The organism is Acinetobacter sp. NIPH 284, assembly GCF_000369425.1.
GTDB lineage: Bacteria > Pseudomonadota > Gammaproteobacteria > Pseudomonadales > Moraxellaceae > Acinetobacter.
In genome coordinates, this window is sequence record NZ_KB850011.1 from 565,811 (window position 1) to 587,752 (window position 21,942).

Annotated in this window: 18 protein-coding genes, 3 pseudogenes and 1 other annotated feature; of the genes and pseudogenes, 6 read left to right on the forward strand and 15 right to left on the reverse strand. The window is 38.9% G+C overall.

The window, feature by feature from the left end; all coding sequences use genetic code 11:
• Positions 1–15: 15 nt before the first annotated feature.
• The 3 genes and pseudogenes from F908_RS08675 to F908_RS15585 all read right to left on the reverse strand — a co-directional run.
• Entirely contained in the window at positions 16–1,314 is a 1,299-nt protein-coding gene (locus F908_RS08675) for an ABC1 kinase family protein (protein ID WP_005160523.1), read from the reverse strand.
• Between the two features lie 57 nt (positions 1,315–1,371).
• On the reverse strand, positions 1,372–2,178 hold the full coding sequence (locus F908_RS08680) for a HesA/MoeB/ThiF family protein (RefSeq protein WP_005160524.1): 807 nt from the start codon (positions 2,176–2,178) through the stop codon (positions 1,372–1,374).
• A 143-nt stretch (positions 2,179–2,321) separates the two neighbouring features.
• Positions 2,322–3,100, reverse strand: a pseudogene (locus tag F908_RS15585) (IS3 family transposase); the annotation flags it as partial.
• Positions 2,865–2,978, reverse strand: a sequence feature (AL1L pseudoknot). It overlaps the preceding pseudogene by 114 nt.
• Positions 3,101–3,162: 62 nt before the next feature.
• Between F908_RS15585 and F908_RS16510 the strand changes: the two are divergent.
• Both F908_RS16510 and F908_RS08695 read left to right on the forward strand, forming a co-directional pair.
• A pseudogene (locus F908_RS16510) lies at positions 3,163–3,347 on the forward strand (IS3 family transposase); the annotation flags it as partial.
• A gap of 95 nt (positions 3,348–3,442) precedes the next feature.
• On the forward strand, positions 3,443–3,874 hold the full coding sequence (locus F908_RS08695; RefSeq protein ID WP_005160528.1) for a PPC domain-containing protein: 432 nt from the start codon (positions 3,443–3,445) through the stop codon (positions 3,872–3,874).
• A gap of 419 nt (positions 3,875–4,293) precedes the next feature.
• Here the strand turns inward: F908_RS08695 and F908_RS08700 are convergent, their stop codons facing one another.
• Positions 4,294–4,932, reverse strand: coding sequence for a glutathione S-transferase family protein (locus F908_RS08700; RefSeq protein WP_005160538.1), 639 nt, complete (start codon positions 4,930–4,932; stop codon positions 4,294–4,296).
• Between the two features lie 15 nt (positions 4,933–4,947).
• On the reverse strand, positions 4,948–5,967 hold the full coding sequence (locus F908_RS08705; RefSeq protein WP_005160543.1) for an NADP-dependent oxidoreductase: 1,020 nt from the start codon (positions 5,965–5,967) through the stop codon (positions 4,948–4,950).
• Positions 5,968–6,110: 143 nt separating this feature from the next.
• On the opposite strand from F908_RS08705, the gene F908_RS08710 reads away from it, so the two are divergent.
• Positions 6,111–6,719: a TetR/AcrR family transcriptional regulator gene (locus F908_RS08710; RefSeq protein WP_005160552.1), complete on the forward strand. Its 609-nt coding sequence runs from the start codon at positions 6,111–6,113 to the stop codon at positions 6,717–6,719.
• Between the two features lie 225 nt (positions 6,720–6,944).
• Here the strand turns inward: F908_RS08710 and F908_RS08715 are convergent, their stop codons facing one another.
• The 7 genes from F908_RS08715 to F908_RS08745 all read right to left on the reverse strand — a co-directional run bounded on the left by F908_RS08715 (position 6,945) and on the right by F908_RS08745 (position 13,916).
• A complete protein-coding gene (locus tag F908_RS08715; protein ID WP_004761253.1) occupies positions 6,945–7,622 on the reverse strand; it encodes a type 1 glutamine amidotransferase domain-containing protein in 678 nt (225 codons plus the stop codon).
• Positions 7,623–7,707: 85 nt separating this feature from the next.
• On the reverse strand, positions 7,708–8,865 hold the full coding sequence (locus F908_RS08720) for an iron-containing alcohol dehydrogenase (protein ID WP_005160555.1): 1,158 nt from the start codon (positions 8,863–8,865) through the stop codon (positions 7,708–7,710).
• A 596-nt stretch (positions 8,866–9,461) separates the two neighbouring features.
• Positions 9,462–9,764 (reverse strand): putative quinol monooxygenase, encoded by a 303-nt coding sequence (locus tag F908_RS08725; RefSeq protein WP_005160558.1) that lies wholly within the window; start codon positions 9,762–9,764, stop codon positions 9,462–9,464.
• Positions 9,765–10,094: 330 nt separating this feature from the next.
• Positions 10,095–10,925, reverse strand: a complete 831-nt coding sequence (gene fghA / locus F908_RS08730; protein ID WP_005160561.1) for an S-formylglutathione hydrolase — start codon at positions 10,923–10,925, stop codon at positions 10,095–10,097.
• Between the two features lie 228 nt (positions 10,926–11,153).
• Complete coding sequence (locus F908_RS08735) at positions 11,154–12,266, reverse strand: S-(hydroxymethyl)glutathione dehydrogenase/class III alcohol dehydrogenase (RefSeq protein ID WP_004682263.1); 1,113 nt, start codon at positions 12,264–12,266, stop codon at positions 11,154–11,156.
• A 21-nt stretch (positions 12,267–12,287) separates the two neighbouring features.
• On the reverse strand, positions 12,288–12,563 hold the full coding sequence (locus F908_RS08740; protein ID WP_001133625.1) for a metal/formaldehyde-sensitive transcriptional repressor: 276 nt from the start codon (positions 12,561–12,563) through the stop codon (positions 12,288–12,290).
• A 324-nt stretch (positions 12,564–12,887) separates the two neighbouring features.
• On the reverse strand, positions 12,888–13,916 hold the full coding sequence (locus F908_RS08745; protein WP_081399852.1) for an IS701 family transposase: 1,029 nt from the start codon (positions 13,914–13,916) through the stop codon (positions 12,888–12,890).
• A 220-nt stretch (positions 13,917–14,136) separates the two neighbouring features.
• On the opposite strand from F908_RS08745, the gene F908_RS08750 reads away from it, so the two are divergent.
• Entirely contained in the window at positions 14,137–15,132 is a 996-nt protein-coding gene (locus F908_RS08750) for a zinc-dependent alcohol dehydrogenase family protein (RefSeq protein ID WP_005160565.1), read from the forward strand.
• Positions 15,122–16,138, forward strand: coding sequence for a zinc-dependent alcohol dehydrogenase family protein (locus F908_RS08755; protein ID WP_005160578.1), 1,017 nt, complete (start codon positions 15,122–15,124; stop codon positions 16,136–16,138). The genes F908_RS08750 and F908_RS08755 overlap by 11 nt, the downstream gene beginning before the upstream one ends.
• A gap of 14 nt (positions 16,139–16,152) precedes the next feature.
• Here the strand turns inward: F908_RS08755 and F908_RS08760 are convergent.
• Positions 16,153–16,902, reverse strand: a pseudogene (locus F908_RS08760) (substrate binding domain-containing protein); the annotation flags it as partial.
• Between the two features lie 2 nt (positions 16,903–16,904).
• Between F908_RS08760 and F908_RS08765 the strand changes: the two are divergent.
• Entirely contained in the window at positions 16,905–17,741 is an 837-nt protein-coding gene (locus tag F908_RS08765; protein WP_005160595.1) for a competence protein CoiA family protein, read from the forward strand.
• Positions 17,742–17,863: 122 nt separating this feature from the next.
• Here the strand turns inward: F908_RS08765 and F908_RS08770 are convergent, their stop codons facing one another.
• Complete coding sequence (locus F908_RS08770) at positions 17,864–19,141, reverse strand: McrC family protein (RefSeq protein WP_005160597.1); 1,278 nt, start codon at positions 19,139–19,141, stop codon at positions 17,864–17,866.
• 12 nt (positions 19,142–19,153) lie between these two features.
• On the reverse strand, positions 19,154–21,340 hold the full coding sequence (locus F908_RS16285) for an McrB family protein (RefSeq protein ID WP_005160599.1): 2,187 nt from the start codon (positions 21,338–21,340) through the stop codon (positions 19,154–19,156).
• Between the last annotated feature and the right edge of the window lie 602 nt (positions 21,341–21,942).

Sequence of the window (21,942 nt, forward strand, 5' to 3'; positions counted from 1 at the left end):
GAACCGATAAATAAATTAATGCTTTAAAAACGAAGCAGGTTCAATATTGTGAACCATTTTTAAACGTTGGTCAGCATAAATATCGGTATACGGTGCGAGAACACGCATGAAACGATCAAAATATAGCATTTGCTTGAATAACAAAGCGAAGTCACGCGGGAATTTGATACCATGACGTTCACCGACAGCCACCATATCCATCATAATGTCATTCAAATCTGCTGGATTGGAACTGAGAATTTCTTGCGGATCTGCCAGTAATACACCGCTAAATAAACGCTCTAAATCATCAGCCAAGACTTGAGTGTCAATTTTATGATGAGTCATGCCCATTTTCAGCATATTCTCAGCCATCGCAACATAATTGGTATGCTGTAATGCATCCATAAATGCCATACATGCTGTCCAAACTTCAGGGTTTAACTGACCAACAATACCAAAATCAATAAAACCAATACGACCATCTTCAAGTAACATCAGATTTCCAGCGTGTAAATCAGCATGGAAACTCTTACATAGCATGAGACTACCAAACCAAGTATTCATTGCAGTAATCAAAACTTGTGTTGGGTCTTTGGCATATTTTTTAACAACATCAAAATCAGTTAATGACACCCCATACAGGCGCTGCATAGTAAGTACACGACGCGTTGAAAATTGATGATAAACTTTTGGTGCAGTGGCAGCCTGATTGCCAGAAACATTCAAATATTGAATAAAGTCATCCAGATTCTGTGCTTCTTCAATAAAATCAACTTCACGTACCATACGTGTTTTGATCTCATCGACGATTTCAGAAAGTGAAGCAAACTTAATTTTAGGAACGGCTTTTTCTAATAGTTTTGTAGCCCAATGTACGACATTTAAATCAGTGTATAAAATGGTTTCAACACCAGGTTTTTGCACCTTTAATACCACATCTTCACCCGTAACCAGTCGAGCGGCATGGACTTGTGCAATTGAAGCTGAAGCTAGTGGCTTTTCATCGATAAAACTAAAAATTTCATTCAGATTACGGCCTTCAAATTCTTCAGCTAATACTTGTTGGATATAGCTAAATGGTAAGGTTGGCGTTTGATCTAAACAGCCTTGGAATTCCTGAACGTATTCACGAGGGAATAAAGACGGCGTACTGGCAATAAATTGACCCAATTTAATATATGTTGAACCAAGCGACTCAAAGGTCTCACGCATAAGCTTTGCATTACTTGGTTTTTCAGTTGCATATTTCACACCTGCTTGTGCCGCAACAATAACTGTTTCACCGATACGTGCAAAAGAACGTAATCCATCGAATAAAATATTTCTTTTCATAATCTTTCATTGCCTTACAGATGGTCTTAGTTTAGCAAATTTTGCTCAATTTACCGATCAAGTTGCCTGACAAACTGGACAATTTACATCTTTTTCAAATTTAAGAATGCGTTGCGATAGATTTAAACCATTCCAAAGCAACAATTTTTGCTTTAATGGTGTGAGACCAAGTCCTAAAAACAACAAAGTGTGATGCGCTTGTAATGACGCTATCATTACAGGAGTGGTAGCTAATACACCTGACTCCGCACAACGTAATCCTTCATTGGCATGATCTTCTTTCGGAAACAGACATTCATAACAAGCTGAATCAGCATCCACCATAAACAGTTGCCCTTCAAAACCAATGGCTGACGCACTGATAAGCGGTACTTGATGTTTTCTACACACCGCATTCACTAGATAACGAGTCGTAAAATTATCGCAACCATCCAAGACTACATCTTGATGCTGTACAAGTTCATCAGCATTCGTTTCATCGAATCGTATATTTTGATAGCTAACTTGTATATGCGGATTAATGTCTTTTAGATGCTTTGCCAGTATTTCGGCTTTGTATCGACCTAAATCTTTTGTCGTAAAGGCAATTTGTCTTTGCAGATTACTCATTTCAATCGTATCAGCATCGACAATGGTAATTTTACCTACACCTGCACGTGCCAACAGCTCAGCACTGGTACAACCGATACCACCTGCGCCGATTATTAGCACATTGGCGAGTTTTAGTTTTTCTTGTGCTTCGATATCCCAACCATCTAATAAAATCTGACGACTATAGAGATGCATTTCCTCATTACTTAGCTCAAATTCGTTTTCCAAATGGTCTGACACGGGACTTACTTCTTGATCATCAAAAGTGTTCATGATTTTAAGTCGATGCAGGTTCTGAGGAAAGTAATAAATTAGAACGAACACTGTTTTCTTTTGACAAAAAGCGATTTTACCCCAATATTTTTCTTACTCTTTAACTGAACCATACCGGGTTTGTCGGAGACTTTTTATTTAAGTTAGGCCACCTGACCTAACGGGTTAATCTTATCATATGACATTGCTTCAAACTCAAAAGGCGATACATAACCGAGTGCACTGTGTACACGCTTTTTGTTGAATCAATCAACCCAACTTAATGTCGCAAGTTGTACATCTGCTAGACCTTGCCAATCTGCTTTTAAATATTCAATCACCTCTGTTTTGTATAAACCATTCACCGTTTCAGCCAGAGCATTATCGTATGAATTACTGTTCGTATTAGCTGCAGTGTAAAAATAACCCTCTATTGGCATTTAAAAATGCCCCCTTTCTTAACACGCTAAACACCTTGTATACCTAGCTTTTGCATCAATCGAGCAACTGTACAGCGCGCAGCAACATAGCCTTGATGTTTCAGTTTTTGCCAAACTTTACGTACACCATATCGACCTGAACTTTCCTTCCAAATTCGTTTAATTTGTTCAGCATGGATGCAAGTCATGTAAATCTCGTTTCGCTTGATGTTCCCTTGCGAAGCAATGCTTCTCATCACAGAGGACTAGAGTTCGGTAATAGGTTGAAGCTGCGATAGGTAAAATTCTACAAATTGCCTCAACACCATATAACGCCTTATTATGGATAAAATCCATCACTATTTGTGTGGGCGGTCGAGCTCCGCCTGGCCGAAAAAAGCGGCTGCTTTACATAGAATGTCATTAGCACGATTCAGTTCTTTATTTTCATTTTCCAGTTGTTTGATACGTTCTTGATCTGAAAATTGTTGTACTTTGATTGGATTTTGTTGATCTAAGTATTTTTAATGCTCTCATATCAGGACAGTTAATTTCCAACAAATCCAGCACAGTTGCTGTTCCTTAAAGTTTCTTTCAGTTGTTAAAACAAGAAAGAATTAAGAAGAAAATATATAGCAAGAACTGAAGCCAAGTCTAATATCTTTGAATATATTGAGGTGTTCTGCAGTTCAAACGCGGCCTAGTTCCAACGGTCAACGTTCTTCATTAGATTATGAGAGGGTCTATCAAAAGATGGTTATGTGTGTCTAGAATTTTGGTGACTATTCACATTTCTGTTCCATGATTTATGGTTACTTATTACTTATGTTACTATGTCAGGAGCGATACAAGAATTAAGGTAACTTATGAAAATAGCGAATACGAAATTACTGGCTGGTGCTTTTATGGCCCTAACTTTAACTATGCTTAGCCCTGTCGTACTTGCAAATGATAACAATGATATACGAAAGACTGTTGTAGTTAAGTTTGCTAAAAAAGCTGACTCTGCAAATTATTACGGAAGGCTAGATGGATACAAGTATGATTCCTACAAATTTTATGCTAAAAAAGGGCAAAAGTTAAAAGTGAAGTTGACTGGAGGAAATGTTGAAACTTACTTATGGGGTAATCAATTAAAAGACTCCATCAATCTTGGAGAATATTCTTCAGAGCTTGATGATAATGGTATTTATATTTTACCTGCTTCAGGTGAGTATGAAATTAGAGTATTACAACCTAGATCACAGGCAAGAAAAAATAAAAAACCTCAATACTGGATGAGTATTAACATTAAATAAAGACTTGCTAGATTCGTTTAAACTTTTATACAAGGGTTCAAAAACTATTGCCAGTTAAGCAGGGCGTGATTTTTACGCATATATGTTTATGTTATTAAAATGATATAGATGACTTGTTTAATACCCTGAGGAATAATTTAATCTGTTTAATCTTGCTGTGCGTTAGTCACGTTTCTTTCGAAATTTGATTATATCTTTCAACATAACCATCATGATATTCAATCTCTTTTGATAAGAATTTACAGTGGAAGAACAGGCGAAAATTGTCTTAAACAATGGTAATTCCTTATCTTTAAAATAAAGAACGCCCGATGGAATTCATTAGGCGTTTACTTAAAATAAGTGTCAGCTTATTTTATAACCAGATGTACTTGTCAATCATGATTCTTTTTCTCAATTGCCTTAAAAAAACAATCTTGCTATTTTTGACTTTTCACACCATTTTGTTCAATTTGTACTGCGGCTTGCCAGCTAGGTAGTTGGCTTAAACCTGCTACATAACGTTGGATATGCGGATAATTTTCACCTTGTCCCATATGATAAACTAAAGCATGTAGTCCAAAGCCCATCATAAAGTCAGCACCGGTTAAACGGTCTGCGACTAGAAATTCTTTATCTTTTAAATATTCATTTAAATAGCTAAATACTTTATCGAACTCAACTTGAGTATAATTTTCTAGAAATACCAACTTCGTACCCTGCTTGGTTTCTATCGCATTAAACGTTTTTAACAAAAATGGCAGCATGGCAGAGCTTTCTGAGAAATGAATCCACTGTAGATAATCGACATAGGTAGGTTCATCCATATCTGGTGCTAAATGCGGCGCAAGTTGCTGAATTAATAACTCAACGATTGCGCCTGACTCTGCAATAACTTTGCCATCCCATTCCAATACTGGAGATTTCCCTAAAGGATGGATGGTTTTTAAAGAGTCAGGGGCCAAATGCGTGCGTGAGTCACGATAATAGCATTTCAGCTCATAGGGCTGCTTGATTTCTTCAAGTAACCACAAGATACGAAAAGAACGTGATTGATCTAAATGATGTAGTGTAATCATGATAATTCCTATTTTTTAAATCTTTACAACGACTTTGCCAAAGTTTTCGCCTTTCAACATACCATTGAAAGCATTGATCGTGTTATCTAAACCTTGCACCATATGCTCTTTATATTTGATTTTTCCGTCTTTCAACCATTCAGACATTTGCTGATAGAATTCCGGATACTGACTGCCATAATCATCAAAAATAATAAAGCCTTGCATGCGAATACGCTTTTTTAAAAGGGTGGAAATAAAGCCCGGTAAACGGTCTAGCCCTTGTGCTTGCTCGGTAGCGTTATACTGGGAAACCACACCACACACCGGTACACGTGCCGCAGAGTTAAGCAATGGCCATACCGCATCAAACACTTTACCCCCTACATTCTCATAATAAATATCAATACCGTTGGGAACTGCTTGTTGTAATTGTTCTGCAAAATTTTCATCATGATGATTGATACAAGCATCGAAGCCGAGTTCTTCTACTGCATAATGGCATTTTTCAGCCCCACCTGCGACGCCAACCACGCGACAACCTTTAAGTTTGCCAATTTGTCCAACCGTAGCACCAACAGGTCCCGTTGCAGCTGCAACGACTAAAGTTTCACCGGCTTTAGGCTGACCAATGTCCAACAACCCCATATAAGCAGTAAAGCCAGGCATCCCCAAAATACCCAATGCCCAAGATGGATGTTCGGGTTGCATACCTAAGCTTTGACAGGCAGTCCCATCAGAAATTGCGTAGCCCTGCCAGCCATTTCCTGAAAGAACCCACTCGCCTTCTTTGAATTTTGGGTTTTTAGAGGCCACCACTTGACTGACTGTTCCACCGACCATCACTTCACCAATTTCAACCGGTGCTGCATATGAAGGAGCATCACTCATACGACCACGCATATAAGGATCGAGTGACAAATAAATGGTTTTTAACAATATCTCGCCTTGTTTAAGTTCATTGAGTTCAACTTGTTCAATACGAAAATCGCTGTGTTTTGGCTCACCCACTGGCCGTTTAGCTAAAACGATGCGTTGATTAATAACTGTTTTCACACATATAACTCCATGTTTTATTTAGAAGTATTTCTCTTCACAATCAAAAATTATGATTAAAATTTCTTTACACCCATTGTAGATGAGTTATAATAAAAAACAATACGACTGGTCTATTTTTTACAATAGAGTAAATAATTAATATGAAGCCTACTCCTATTAAAAAGTCTGAAGCGAAGCGCTTACACATTCTTAACACCAGTTCAGACCTGATTTTGCATAAAGGTTTTACTGGCGTAGGATTACAGGAAATTTTACAGAGCTGTGAGATCCCTAAAGGCTCGTTTTATCATTATTTCCAATCCAAGGAAGCTTTCGGATGTGAATTGGTACAGCATTATGTGGATAATTACCAAGTCCGTTTAAATGATGTATGGCGTAGCGATAAATCCCCTTATCAAAAGCTGATTGAGTATTTTAATTTATGGATAGAAGATCCTGAAACACAGTGTGGTTGGGCGGATAGCTGTTTAATTGTGAAACTTGCCGCAGAAGTTGCCGATCTATCCGAAGATATGCGCTCCATTATGTCCGCTGGCGTTGATGATGTAATCCAACGTATTGCTGGTTTAATTGATTTGGGAAAACAGGATCAGTCTATCCAAGCAGATACTGAGGCCTCGACGTTGGCACAAGTACTTTACCAAATGTGGTTAGGTGCAGCATTACTGAGTAAGTTGCAAAAAGATAAAACACCATTACATCAAGCTCTGAGAGCAACTAAATTTCTATTAAAAAGTGAAGATTCATAAAAATTAAAGGGGCTTAGGAAGTTAAACATATTACAAAGTATGGTAACTTCCTAAGCCCCTAAAAAAATAACCTTCCTTCCTGTATATAGAAAAAGAAAGGAAGGAAGGAAAGCTATTCACTCAGGCCCTACACCATTAAGTGAGGGTTATTTTTCTTATTGCGCCAGTTGCACAGTGTCAGAAGTTTATTCACTGCTAAACACCACAACAGACACTCGCTACTCTTTATTTCAACAATTGAAGTAATGCTGTAGCGGTTGCAGCAGAAGAGGCTGGATTTTGTCCAGTAACCAGCAAGCCATCTACTTGAACATATACTTGCCAATCATCTACTTTAGAATAATGACCGCCGTTTTCTTTAAGCATGTCTTCGACTAAAAATGGTACAATTTCAGTCAAACCTACAGCAGCCTCCTCAGTATTGGTGAAACCCGTCACTAATTTACCGCTCACTAAAGGCGCTCCATTACTCGCTTTCACATGACGAAGAACACCTGGGGCGTGACACACTGCTGCAACAGGTTTGCCAGACTGAATCGCCTGTTCAATCAGAGAAATTGAAATCGGATCTTCTGCTAAATCCCACAATGGGCCATGCCCGCCTGGATAAAACACTGCATCATAATCAGCGACAGAGATTTCGCTAAGTTTATGCGTCTGTGCCAATGCTTGCATTGCAGTTGGATCAGCTTCAAAACGATGAGTGGTTTCAGTTTGCGCATCGGCCAAATTACTTTTCGGATCTAGTGGTGGCTGCCCACCTTGAGGTGACGCCAGCGTAACTTCAGCACCAGAGTCAATAAAGGTGTAATACGGTGCAGCAAGTTCTTCTAGCCAGAAACCTGTTTTCTTACCAGTATTGCCAAGTTGATCATGTGAGGTTAAAACGATTAAAATTTTCATGTTATTTCTCCGATAATTTTCAGGATTGAGGAGCATTGTTGCATGATCACTTGTCGTGTAGCGTGACCATGACAGATACGCTTATTTAGATGCTCGCCTCGAGAATTTGGCGACTGATCTCTAATGAAACATTTTTATGTTCGCCTAGCTGTGTAAGATTGTGTGATTTAAGTTGTGTAATGATGATCTCAATATCTGTCTCCCCCAGTCCATAATCGCTAAGACGGGTCGGCAATCCAAGTTGCTCAAAGAAGGCTCGAGTACGAGCAATAACAGTATCAATACGTTGTTCTTCATCACCTTCGACAATCTGCCAGACACGAGCTGCATACTGTAGTAATTTTTCTCGCTTCTCTTGACGACGCACTTGTAGATTGGCAGGCAACACAATGGCCAAGGTACGAGCATGATCAATACCATGTAAAGCCGTGAGCTCATGGCCAATCAAATGGGTTGACCAATCTTGTGGTACACCAGCTCCAATTAGCCCATTCAGTGCCATGCTAGCAGCCCACATCAAATTCGCACGCGTGTCATAATCTGCTGAATCTTCCAAGATTTTCGGTCCAATCTCAATCAGAGTTTGCAATAGACCTTCGGCAAAACGATCTTGTACTTGTGCATTGACAGGGTAAGTTAAGTACTGTTCCATGACATGAACAAATGCATCGACCACGCCATTTGCTAACTGGCGCTTCGGCAAGCTAAAAGTTTTATTCGGATCCAGTACGGAAAATTGCGGAAAAACATAGGGGCTGCTAAATGAAAATTTGGCTTGGGTCGATTTTCTGGTGACCACCCCACCGCTATTCATTTCTGAACCAGTTGCCGGAAGGGTAAGTACACTCGCAAAAGGCAAAGCTTGAGTAATTTTAGTACCATGGGTTTCTAAAATCTCCCATGCATCCCCTGTATAATTTACTGCTGCTGCAATAAATTTAGTACCATCAATTACCGATCCACCACCGACAGCCATCAAGAAATCAATCTTTTGTTCTCGAATCAGCTCTACAGCTTTCATGAGGGTTTCATAACTCGGATTCGGCTCAATTCCGCCAAATTCATGAATTTCTCTTGCACCTAATGCTTCACGCACCTCAGCTAAAGTACCATTCTTACGTGCACTTTCACCGCCAAACAACATTAATACTTTTGCTTCTGTAGGTACATAGTCATTGATTTTAGCTATTGTATCGCCACCAAAAATAATGCGGGTCGGATTATAAAAGTTAAAATTCAGCATATTTTTATCCTAGGATGATCAGTTAATTGATTTGAAAAACCACCGTTATTCATCAAATAAACTTTAAAAAATTGGACAACACTGCGGCTTTGACTGCACCATGTGCTAACTATACACAAAAATAGACCAGTCGTCTATTTTTTTAAAATTATTTCAGCTTGGCGACTTTAGTGATGGTTAAACACATTCAGGCTTGTTCTATACCACTTTTATTATTGATGTATTTTCACGAGCGATTGTTGGATGGAAGGTATCAACACGTATGACTACTGACATGGTCGTGAACGCACTGGCTAAAACAGTGAATGGCTCATACAAAATAGCGATGATTAAATATTTTAAAAGCAGATTGACACGGTTTAGCAGAGGTACAAATGTGACAGTAAATTAGATAGATTGGTTCAATATAAAGCATGTAAATAGTTATATTCGTTTATTTACCCTGTTTTGGATATTGACCCAAGTAAATGGTGAGATTAAGCCATTAAATAAAGTAGCCCAACTTGAATAAAAAGCCTCTGACAAACCTCACAGGGTTGAAGTGCTGCCTTTCATTCAAAATTTCAGGCAGCACACTCATACATTTAAGCGTCGGTTTAAGCTGGTAGTTTACTCGCCAAAACATCTACTTTTTCAATTGACGGTGGCTCTGAAAATAGCTCTTCGGCCTGAGCCATCAACGCAGCTGCAACCTTGCCAGATAAATGTGCTTGGCGACCTTCCTCATCAGGGAATGCATCAAAAATACCAAATGTTGTAGGTCCAAGACGTAGGCCAAACCAGGCAACTGTCGCAGGTTCTTCCATGACAATTGGTAAACCGCCTTTAAGGAAAGCTTCCACTTCGTCTTCTTTACCTGGTTTAGCTTCAAGACGGACATATAAAGCTGTTTTAAGCATGACTAAAACTCCACAATTGATTAGAATTAAAACGATTCTGATATTGCTAATGTATGCATGTCAGAAAGTTTTGTTGTACAAAGGTTAAAACAATTTTCCATAGCAGAGCCAAAATTTAGATGTGCATTTCGACATAATGCTATGAATTTATTCAAGTTAATATCATTAACATTTGAATCAGTACAATTAAGATATGAGATGATTAAATTCAATCTTAGTTATATAAGGATCAATTGACTCTACCTTATATTTATAAGCTGACCTCTTCATTTGGAAGTTATATTGCTCAAGAAGCATTTAAGAACAACATTGTACATCCTCATATCAAAGTTATTTAGCTAGGAATTTACTGTGAAACTCTATATGTTTCTCTATAAAGCTCGCAATGAAGTAATAGCTATGGTCATACCCTTCTCTTAGGTTAAGTGTAAGAGGATATTGTTGTTCCAAACAAATATTACTAAGAAGCTTAGGTCTTAACTGTTCTTCAAGAAAATCATCAGCTGTTCCCTGATCGACTAAAATAGGTAAATGAACTTCAGCGTTTTTGATTAATTCAATCGCATCATAGCTTTTCCATAAAGTTTCGGTTTCACCTAGGTAGTGTGTGAAAGCCTTTTTCCCCCAAGGTACTTGGCTAGGTGCAACAATCGGTGCAAAAGCAGAAATACTTTTATACAGCTCAGGATTTTTTAACCCAATGACTAATGCACCATGACCACCCATGCTATGCCCCATAATACTTTGGACTTGATTGGTCGGAAAATTTAGGTCAATCAGATTTCTGAGCTCCTCCACAATATAATCATACATTTTGAAATGCTGTGACCAGGGTGCTTGTGTTGCATTCACATAGAATCCTGCGCCTTGGCCTAAATCATAATCTGCATGATCTGGTACATCCTCTCCACGTGGGCTGGTATCTGGTGCAACAATAATGACTTTATGTTCAGCCGCATACTTTTGTGCTCCGGCTTTAGTAATAAAGTTCTGTTCGTTGCAAGTCAGCCCTGATAACCAATATAAAACTGGCAACCGTTCATCTTTGTCATGAGGTGGCAGATATATTGAGAATTTCATTGAACAGTTTAATGCTGTTGACTGATGGCGATACACTTCTTGCGATCCACCAAAAGAAGCATGTTTCTCAATTATTTCCATAATCAATTACCTATGTTGAGCAAGACTTCATGAGAAATCAAGTAAACAAAGAGTCTTACATTCTCCACAGAGAATAGTGATAAAGATTTAAAATGTAGGCAGGTTTATTGAACCTATACACGATGCCTACACAGATAAATCTGTTTTACAGATGATGTACCGTTTTAGAGGATTCCATGCATGTCATTCATGATGCACATGCATGGAAAACTATAAGGTCTGACGGAATTATTCGTAATGAATTACAGTACGAATTGACTTACCTTCATGCATTAGATCAAAGGCTTCATTGATCTGATCCAAGCCCATCGTATGTGTCACAAATGGTTCTAATTGAATTTTACCTTTCATGGCATCTTCAACCATTCCTGGAAGTTGCGTACGACCTTTTACGCCACCAAAGGCAGAACCTAGCCATTTACGACCAGTAACCAGTTGGAATGGACGAGTAGAGATTTCTTGACCTGCGCCAGCTACACCAATAATTACGGATTGTCCCCAGCCACGGTGTGCACTTTCAAGGGCTGCACGCATCACATTCACGTTACCAATACATTCAAATGAATGATCTACACCCCAACCAGTCATTTCGACAATGACTTGCTGGATTGGTTTATCGTAGTCTTTAGGGTTTAAGAAATCCGTTGCACCAAATTCTTTTGCCAGCGCAAATTTATCTGGATTCATGTCAACCACAATAATACGCCCTGCTTTAGCTTGACGTGCGGCTTGTACGACTGCCAGACCAATACCACCTAAACCAAAGACCGCAACACTATCACCTTCTTGTACTTTAGCCGTGTTATGTACTGCACCGATACCCGTTGTTACCCCACAACCCAGTAAGCAGACATGTTCGTGATTGGCTTCAGGATTGATTTTAGCCAATGATACTTCTGCCACTACCGTATATTCACTGAACGTTGAGCAGCCCATATAGTGGTAAATCGGTTGACCATTGTAAGAAAAACGAGTGGTGCCATCTGGCATTACGCCTCTACCTTGAGTTTCGCGAACGGAAATACACAAGTTCGATTTTCCAGATTTACAGAATAGGCACTCGCCACATTCAGCGGTGTAAAGTGGAATTACATGATCACCTGGTTTGACGCTAGTCACGCCTTCACCCACCTCAACGACAACACCAGCACCTTCATGCCCGAGAATAGCCGGAAAAACGCCTTCAGGATCATCGCCAGACAAAGTAAATGCGTCTGTATGACACACACCAGTATGGGAGATCTTGATTAATACTTCACCTTTCTTCGGTGGTGCAACATCAACTTCAACAATTTGAAGAGGTTGACCAGGACCAAACGCAACAGCAGCACGTGACTTCATGGAATAACTCCTTATACAGCTCTATTTTAAATATGATTTTAGAATCTTGGCGATTTCAGCCAGTTCTTCTTTTCGTTGTTGTTCTGTGGTTTCACCTGATACTAAAGTGTCCTTTAAATGAACCTCCAGCATTTCATTCATTAAACCATTAATAGCACCACGCACAGAGCATATTTGTTGCAGAATTGCACCACATTCCACATTGTCTTCTAACGCTTTTTCAATCGCTTGCGTCTGACCTTTGATCCTTCTGACGCGTAGAAGAATCTTTTTTTTGTCTTCAACCTGATTAGGCATCAGACCTCCTTATTTGCTAGCTTTTATACTATAGTACCCCATAGTATAAAAAAAGCAATATTTTTTATAAATCGAAAATCAAAAAGATCTTTAGCGTAAATTTTCTATCCCTGTTTTTAGTTTTTTTAAATTAACATCATAGAGCTTATGCGAAAGTCACAAAAAAAATGGGGCTTTTAGCTCCCATTTTTATTTTGGCTCATGTTCTTTGTAATGCTGGGACCTTTTAGAATTATGTTTCCAACTTTTAGCCACTTTGTAGATATTTTGAACATTTCAAGCCTTGAAAATACTACAGACAGTTTAGATAGGACTTACGCACTATTATTTATAGATTCTCTGTGGTAGGAGATGATTTTTATCGAGAATAAAGTCATCAATGAAGTCTTTGATGATTGGTCTAAATAATTTCTTCTGCCAACGATATACATTTTCAAAGATCCGCTCAAACTGGTTCTTTTGTATCTCGACGTAGGCCATCAAGGCTGCAAAAATATGATTCAAAATCAGTTTAGATCGTCTTACTTGAAACTTTTCAATATGACAAACCTGTTTAATCACTCGGTGATATTGCTCTATTTTCCAATGACTTGAATGTAATTCATGAAAACCCTCAAAGGACAATAAATCATCTTCATCTTGATGCACAATATAAAACCTCTGCTGTTCTTTTAACTGAGTCTTAAATAATTGTACAAAGCCAAAATCTTTGAGCCAGACCACTTGACCCTGATGAAAATCTGGCAATAAACGCAGTTGAAACCATTGTCCTTTTTCTGGGGAAACCTTACGGTTACAGTCGATACCAAACATAAATCGAATACCATATTTTCTTATGGTTTTTAGATTTCCAGTCGATGAATACCAACTATCACCTGTAATAAATTGAATCTTTGCACCCCAACTAAGTACTTCACTTAACATATCCATAAAGTAATCATTCTTGGTTTTACCCTCAGATTTGTCATAAATTCGGAAATTAATTGGAATATTTTGACCATTCTGATCTGTCGCATACAGGGTAATGAGATTAATCCCCTTGACGGATCGGTGGTGTTTGCCTGACCAAAAATAGCTAACCAAGTCCATATGTTGACTATATGGTTTATCTAAAACAGTATCATCAATACTGACTATAAGTTTATTATTATCAATATGTTGAATTGCTTCTTGATATAGGTCGTGAGGTGTGTAGTCTTCACGCTCCAGAAAGCGATTTACACTATCATGCGAGATATTATAAGTCTCGGCAAGTTGTGTGCAGCTAATAGAGTTCGGTTCTGTCATGAGAAAGCCCATATAAATGGGTAATGTACAAGTTGCTGTAGAAGCATGTTTAGTTCGTCTGATCACAGATACTTTATAAACTATTTTAATACTTTTTTGAATCCGTCAATGCGTAAGTCCTATTAGATTAAACTGCCTTTACAGACTGTACTAGAATATTTTTAGTGAGCAGATGATATTTATTATTCATTATTTAGGAATTATAAAATCCTATAAATATCATTTATTGGATTATTTGACTTTGGTACTGTGCATATCATCCCCCAGTTAAGAATAAGGAACAACTATGAATAAGATGATGAATGCTCTTATCCTAGAAAATTTTGGTGATCATGAATTTAAACGTGTAGAACTCCCTATACCTCAACCTGAGGCTGGGCAAGTTCTAGTACGTATTCATGCGAGTGGTGTAAACCCTATTGATTATAAAATTCGTCTTGGTGAAGCACCATATGCTATGCCAGAGCTTCCTGCCGTGTTGGGAACAGATATGGCTGGGGTTGTCACTGCTGTTGGTGAAGGTGTCACCGACTTCAACGTCGGAGATGAAGTTTACGGTCTGATTGGTGGCGTTCGTGGTCTTCAAGGATCTTTAGCAGAATATGTTGTAGCAGATGCTGATCTGATCGCATTAAAGCCACGCAATATCTCTATGCGCGAGGCAGCAGTACTACCATTGACGTTCCTCACCGCTTGGGAAGGTTTAGTGGATAATGCGAAAGTCCAACCAGGGCAAACTGTACTGGTTCAAGGTGGTGCTGGTGGCGTTGGTTATATGGTGGTTCAGCTTGCAAAAGCACTTGATGCAAATGTTTGGGCGACTGGTCGTACAGCTGATCAATCACTGATTTCAGAACTCGGTGCAACACCTCTCGATTACACAACAGCATCTTCCGATGACATTATTGCTGCAAGCCCTGAGGGTCAAGGTTTTAACATTGTTTACGACACTGTGGGTGGTCCAGTACTCGATGCTTCACTTTCCATGACAACTCACTATGGCCACATTACCAGCTGTGCTGCATTTGGTAATCATAATTTAGCGAGTTCATCTCTACGGTGTGCCACACTGTCTGGCGTATTCGTCCTAATGCCGATGTTAACAGGCAATCGTCGTGCTCATCATGGTGATATCCTTAAGATCGCGACTCGTCTCGTTGAGGAAGGTAAACTGCGTCCTATTGTTGATCCTCGTCATTTTACTCTAGACCAAGCGATTGAGGCTCATGATGCTGTTCAAGATCGCTCTGCCAATATTAAGGTCGTGATTGATGTCATTTAACGCACTTCAGGCCAAGACTTGGCGCTTCAATAGTATTGGAGATACAGATGTTCTGACATTAGAAACACTTCCTGTTGCTTTACCAGCAGCAGGAGAAGTTCTAATCCAGATGAAAACGATCGGACTCAACCGGGCTGATGTAATGTTTCGGCGTGGTACTTATATTCAAAAGGCAGTATTCCCTTCTCGTCTGGGATATGAGGGAGCAGGCATAGTTCTTGCGATAGGTGAAGGTGTACGCCAATTTTCTCCAGGAGATGCAGTATCAATTCTTCCGACTGACAATCTAGCCAAATATGGGACATATGCGGACAAGCTTCTGATTCCAGAAAATTTTTTAGTTCACAAACCCGATAGTTTAAGCTGGCAAGAAGCTTCTTCAATCTGGATGCAGTATTTGACGGCTTGGGGTGGTGTAATCCATGCTGGTGGACTTTCGAAAGGAAAAACGATCTTGATCACAGCAGCTTCAAGTAGCGTAGGACTAGCTGCGATACAGATAGCTGAAGCAGCGGGTGCTAAGGTCATTGCAAGTACACAGACGATAGAGAAAAAGCAACGTTTACTGGATCTCGGTGTTAAAAATGTTATAGCCACTGAAGATGAACCAGATTTGTATGAGGCGCTTGTTTTACGTTTAGGTGGAGAACATCTTGATGTCGCCTTCGATGCTGTAGGAGGGCCACATATTGAACAGATTGCAAAAGCGATGTCTGTAGGAGGAACTATGGTTATGCATGGTGCACTTAGCCCTGAGATCACACCATTTCCCCTTAAAGTTGCATTACGCAAGAGCTTAACCATGCGAGGTTTTTTGTTCCTTGAGGTTCTCCATGACCCTGTTTTAAGGGAGCAAGCCAGACGATTTATTCTTAGCAGTATAGGTGCAGGATATCTTCGTCCAGTGATCGACTGTTGCTTTAACTTTGAGGACATGCATGACGCTCAGCGCTATCTTGAATCAAATCAGCAAATAGGAAAAATTGTAGTTACTCTAGATACATGATGGTCTTATCTGATTCAGGTTTCTATATGGCCCAGCACTTCCACTAAGTAATCAAACAATGCTCGGATTCGCAAAGGTGTCGGGCCCCGCTGTGGACGATATAAATACAGGCGCCAAACAGGAGAGGTTTCCTCATGAAGTATCTGAATGAGCTTACCACTCCTAAGCCACGGCAAAACTAGAAATCCAGGCATGTGTCCGAATCCAACGCCAGCGAGAATAGCTTGAAATTCAGCTTCTAGATCATCTGTAATAAAACGGGGCTTTGATGGCGTGAAGCTTCGACTTTCGGTGAATGTCCATGGCCAGTAACGCCCTGTTTTATGATCGACTAGTGCTGTTAGAGGGTATTTATCTAGGTCAATAATTTTTTTAGGCATTCCTACCTTATCAATTAACTCTGGCGTACCCACAGAATAAAAGTTCACTTTCGCTAATTCCCTTGCCACATATCGATTGTCCGGCAAAAATCCAAATCTGATCCCGATATCTATCCGCTCATCGATCACATCCGAGTGTGAATCTGTGAGCACACAATCCACGACAATATCTGGATAACGTGTGGCAAATTCTGCTAGTGCAGGTATTACCAATTTACGCCCTAAGACAGACGACACAGTAAGACGGACAGTCCCACGCATTTCATCTCGTTTTTCCTTGGTGTCTTTTACAAGCAAAGCATCGATCGATTCCACCGCAAGACGTGCTTGCTTTGCCAGACGCTCACCATCAGCGGTAATTTTAATTTGTCGCGTACTTCTGTAAATTGGTTAATATTGAGCAGGTTGAACGTGGACTCGCATGCCAATGCACTTGCTTTGAATGTGGTGAAGCTGTGATCGCTCGTAAAGGGGAAATTAAAGAACATCATTTTGCCCACGCAAGCAATAAAGAAAGCTGTACGATTAACCCTGAATCTGTACTCCATAAATATGCCAAAGAAGTTATTCTTGAATCTATGGGACTTATGCTTCCTGCCCTACCTGATTCAGATAGTGAAGCTGCATGGTGGACCTTCGAAAAATTATTACCTGAATTTTCTCTCGGTTTAATTCGCCCTGACCTTATTGGTTATTTTGATGGCGAACCTATTTTAATTGAGATCGCAGTCACTCATTTTATTGATGCTGAAAAACTAAAACGCATTGAGGCATTTAAATCAAAATGTATTGAAATCGATTTATCACCACTTCTTAACAGTGATATTGCAATTCCAAGTACAGAAGCCACACAGCAAATCCTCGAGAACCTGGACAATAGAAAATGGATTTACCCATTTCCTCAAAAACAATCCACTGGGCAACAAATAACATCTACTTCCTACAAAGTCACAACCACTCTACCCGTAACGTCTGAACTACAGAACACCAGTCCGAATTGGCAGGACTATAAATTTAAAGTGAAAGGGATGCATCTTAATGTTCGCCATTTTGCGAGTGGTATGGTTTCAGTGAATAGCGCATATAACCCTGAAATCATTGCAATGCTCAAAGAATGGAAACGTGAAGGGATTGGCTCCTATAATCCTAAATATAAATCTTGGAACTATTGGCTACCATTTTCGGAACAGGTTTTACAAAGACTAAAAGAACTTAATGAATAAAACTACATTACCCATAAATACTTGCCTATTTCTGCCAAACGAAAAATACCTAAACTGGGACTGATCTAGCTAAAAAGTAGATTTTAGTCACAAATATGTGACTGACCTCACAAGATAAAAGACTAAATAATTTTGAAGTTTTTTGGATCATCTACATTGAAAGGTACTACACGTAGTTTTGCACTAGAGGGAAGCCTAAACTTAAAGTCATCCAATGGCTGCGTGAACTTGTCCTTCCGATATGGATAGACAAGTACAACATCACTGTCATGCTTGAGGTAATAGTGGCTATAAGCAAACATTTGCTGAATATCACTATCTTTCAAACCATAACGCCCAGCTCGATCACTTTGATCAATCAACTTCCACTTGGTATCCATCACAATCGGTTTTGCATTCAGACATTCAATGAAAATATCAGGCTTAAGCTTAAAAATACGACGTTCTTGATGCTGACAAATATGCTCCGTCGCATACTGTGTCTTCACAGTATATTCAGGTAAGTTACGGCGTAGATGATAAGCAACATAGTGCTCAAATAGCTTCTCCATTGGGAAGAGTAAACTCATGCCACGCCACTCCCCCTGAGTAGATACAGGCATATATTCACCTAAGATTAACTCCGTCCAAGGTTTAATCTCAGCATACAAAGCGAGTAAACGTCCTGACTGCCATTGTCTAAAATCCTGCTTAATCTTTTGGCTTCGAGGGATCTCATTGGTCATGAGTCTCAGCTCTTGCGCCAATTTCCAATTACTTGCGTCTTTGCTCTTTTTACACACCACTTCTAAGGCTGTACGTATCAATCTATTTTCAGGTCGATTCACCTCATAAACATCATGCTCAATCGGAAAGATATGTTTCTTTGTAAGTGGCTGACGCATATATTTCACATGCTGTAATTGTCCACGTAAAAAATTTTGTTCCTCTTGCACACGGTTATAATCAAAACGTAAACCACGTTGTACCAAACGCTCAAACGACGCAAGGAACTGCGTCATAATCCATTCATGCAAAGGTTGTTTAAAGCGGTTTAAATTGGCACTTCCTGCTTCTCTATATGGTAAATGTAGTGAAACACTCAGCATTTTCTGAAGCAGTTTACGTTCTTGCTGAATAATATCTTGATCATCAGTGCCATTAAGCTCCACATGTTTAGGGAGGATTTCAATCCGTGTACCACATGGGGTTTCTATCACTCCCACATATTGATCAAGCTTAAGCTTTTTTCGCCCTGCCAACTCAAATACTTTCGCACCGTGCTTTGAAAATGATGCTGAGAGCCCACATAGATGCTCAAATGCTTTCCCAGATATATAAGCATGGTCTAAAGTTGGATCAGGACAGCCTTCATAAGCAATGCTAATGAAGGCATATTCTCGGACGGTAAAATCAGGCATCACGATCCCCAATTAGTGCTTAATAATCTTAGTAAAGCTCTCTATTGAATTAAATACATCATCGACGACTTCCCATGTTTTCTGCTCCTCAAAATAGCTCTCCGATTCATGTGCTACATTTGGGAATAATACTGATTTATCTATACCATTCGATCGCAGCATGCCATTTGCATTGAGCACCATATTGATCTTAGACCAATCATCAAAGAAATACTCTTGAAGCTGAGGAATGATTTTTTGCTTAAATATTTGCGCTAAGTTAGTAAGAGATGGATCTTTCTGCAAAGTCATAAAGTTGGCATGCCCAATACAGTGATCTCGGTCTAATAACACCTCAATACGCTGATTGATGACTTCTAATAACTTTCTAATATCCAAACCCATAACCTCAACGCCAGTTAGAAACTCAGGCTTTGGTGGCATTTCGATAAAAGTAAAGCGACGGCGCAAGGCAATATCTAAACCTGTTAAAGATCTGTCAGACGAATTCATGGTACCAATAATGTAAACATTATCAGGTACAGAGAAGTCATCTTTAGAATATGGAAGTGTCACCGACAATGCATCGTCTGCGCCTTGGCGTTTTGAATCTTCAATTAGCGTAATCAATTCACCAAAGATACGGGAAATGTTACCTCGGTTAATTTCATCAATGATGAGTACATAAGGTTTTACCTTTTCAATAGACTTTGCATATTCAACTTCTGAACGTAATGAATTAGCGATAGCCCATTCATAACTTTTTTGATCAACAATAATGTCACTTTGTGTCTTCAAATAGTTACGAATATGCCTAATAGATAAAGTGATATTACTTCCTGTAGATGTAAGAGCGAATAACGTGCCTGCTGAATTACTTGATACTTTAATTTCCGCACCACGTTTAGTATGAAAAATCATTTCCTCTGTTTTAGCCTGAGTAATGAGTTGATCAATCGCACTATTGATGCTTGCTTCAATCGGTGCTGATACATTATTTTGCTTAGCATCAATTTCTATTTGGGCATCTTCACAAATCTCTTTAAATACGCCTGCTTTTACATCATAGCTTAACTGCCCATTATCATCCGTTTCAGCACGAATCCCTTCCACAAAATCTTCATAACTAAAACTTTGATGGAAAGTGACAAACTTAATTTGACCTTGTTCTTTGTACTGATCAAAACGTAATTTTTGCGCCGTGCGATCTTCTTGTTCTAAAATTTCGAGAGGTTTGTTTTCAATAATGGATAAGGCATGGTTAATCGTATGGTAAGTTTTACCTGTACCCGCTGCACCAAATAAAATACGGTTTAGGGGCTGTTTTATCTGTTCTGATGGATTCATGTTAGTCTCTATTATATCAATAATGTTATAGTTTTCCGGCCAATAACCCACAAAAGGATCTCGATCAGTTTCCATTTTGTTCAAGGACATGCTTTTGAGTTCTTCTAATTTGGAGGCCGTTAATCGAATTGTTCCTAACTCATCTATTGAAAACTCTGATTCATTTTCATTTGGAATATAGAATGTGCCATCTTGATCGAAACCAACAGCAGCCACATAGCTCACTGTACTATTTCGCCCATTGAATTTATTGTTTGTACCGAATCTAACCGGAGGCCGCTCTGAAGGTGCAACCCACCAATCCATAGGTGTTTCATGGATATATCTTGCCAACTCTAGAAAAAGCTTTCGATGCTCAGTATTTTGTTCAATGTGATTAAAATTCGGAACATTTTTAAACTGCTTTAGAATAAATTCATCCGTTAGCTTTTCTTTTCTACTCTCTGATCGTTTTTTATAGAGGTTTTCAAGTTCAGTTAAATCCTGAGTATGGCCTGAAAAGATACAGTCTTGGACATCTTTTCTTTTTATACGGGTGATTGTTTGACGATAAGTATAAAAGTAAATTATTTTTTCAGGTTCAAATTGTTGCTCCCATTCGACTTCTAAGGTGCGTCCATCATTTAAGTTTTTCTTTACGGTACCAATGGCTTTGACTTTCATGCAGCTTACAAGACAACCGTAATTATTAAACGGCATATTATATTTTTGGCCATAAATTGCTTTTATTGCAATTCGATCCCCTGCTTGAATAGCATTTACGCGATCCAGATATTTATCTGTATAGCCATTCTGCCAAATGCCTTTTTCAATAAACTCAGGTGTTTTATCTTCACCATCCCAATCAGCACCAGCAACCCAAAAATTCATCATTTCCCCCATACTCAAAATCTATTTCTTTACGCTTTAATAAATGATTTCACTCGGTTTTAACTTCCGCCCAGTCTTAGCAAGGCTACCCAAGCTTTACTTTCTTTTAATCAAGAATGCTCTCTCATTTTTTTGTATATACGACATAAATACACTTACAACTTCCCTATATTTCAATTTCACACCATCCACATCTACTCAAACTGACAAATAAGTATCTGCATTAAATTATCCGCTATTTTAGCGGTATTAATCATTAAAATTATTCTCTACATATACATAAAAATCATTTCCCACACGATCATATTTAAAGGCCATGGTGTTACGACTCATCCATCGCCTTAAAAGTTTTTCGTAGACATTGGCTTTTTAGTTGAGGTCGTACGAAAGGACCAGAGGTGGTCCCACTTGTTTGAACAACGGCTTTGTTGCACAAATATGTAAGCATCTGATTTAAATAAATTTAATTTTGGATCAAAAAATAATCAAAACTCTTAAAATCATATAGTTATGAAATCTTTGTGCAACAAAGCCAAGAGATATCTACAAAAGCTGAAGCAGATTTCCGTGTTCACTCCAAACTTCAAGACTTCAAGACTTCATTC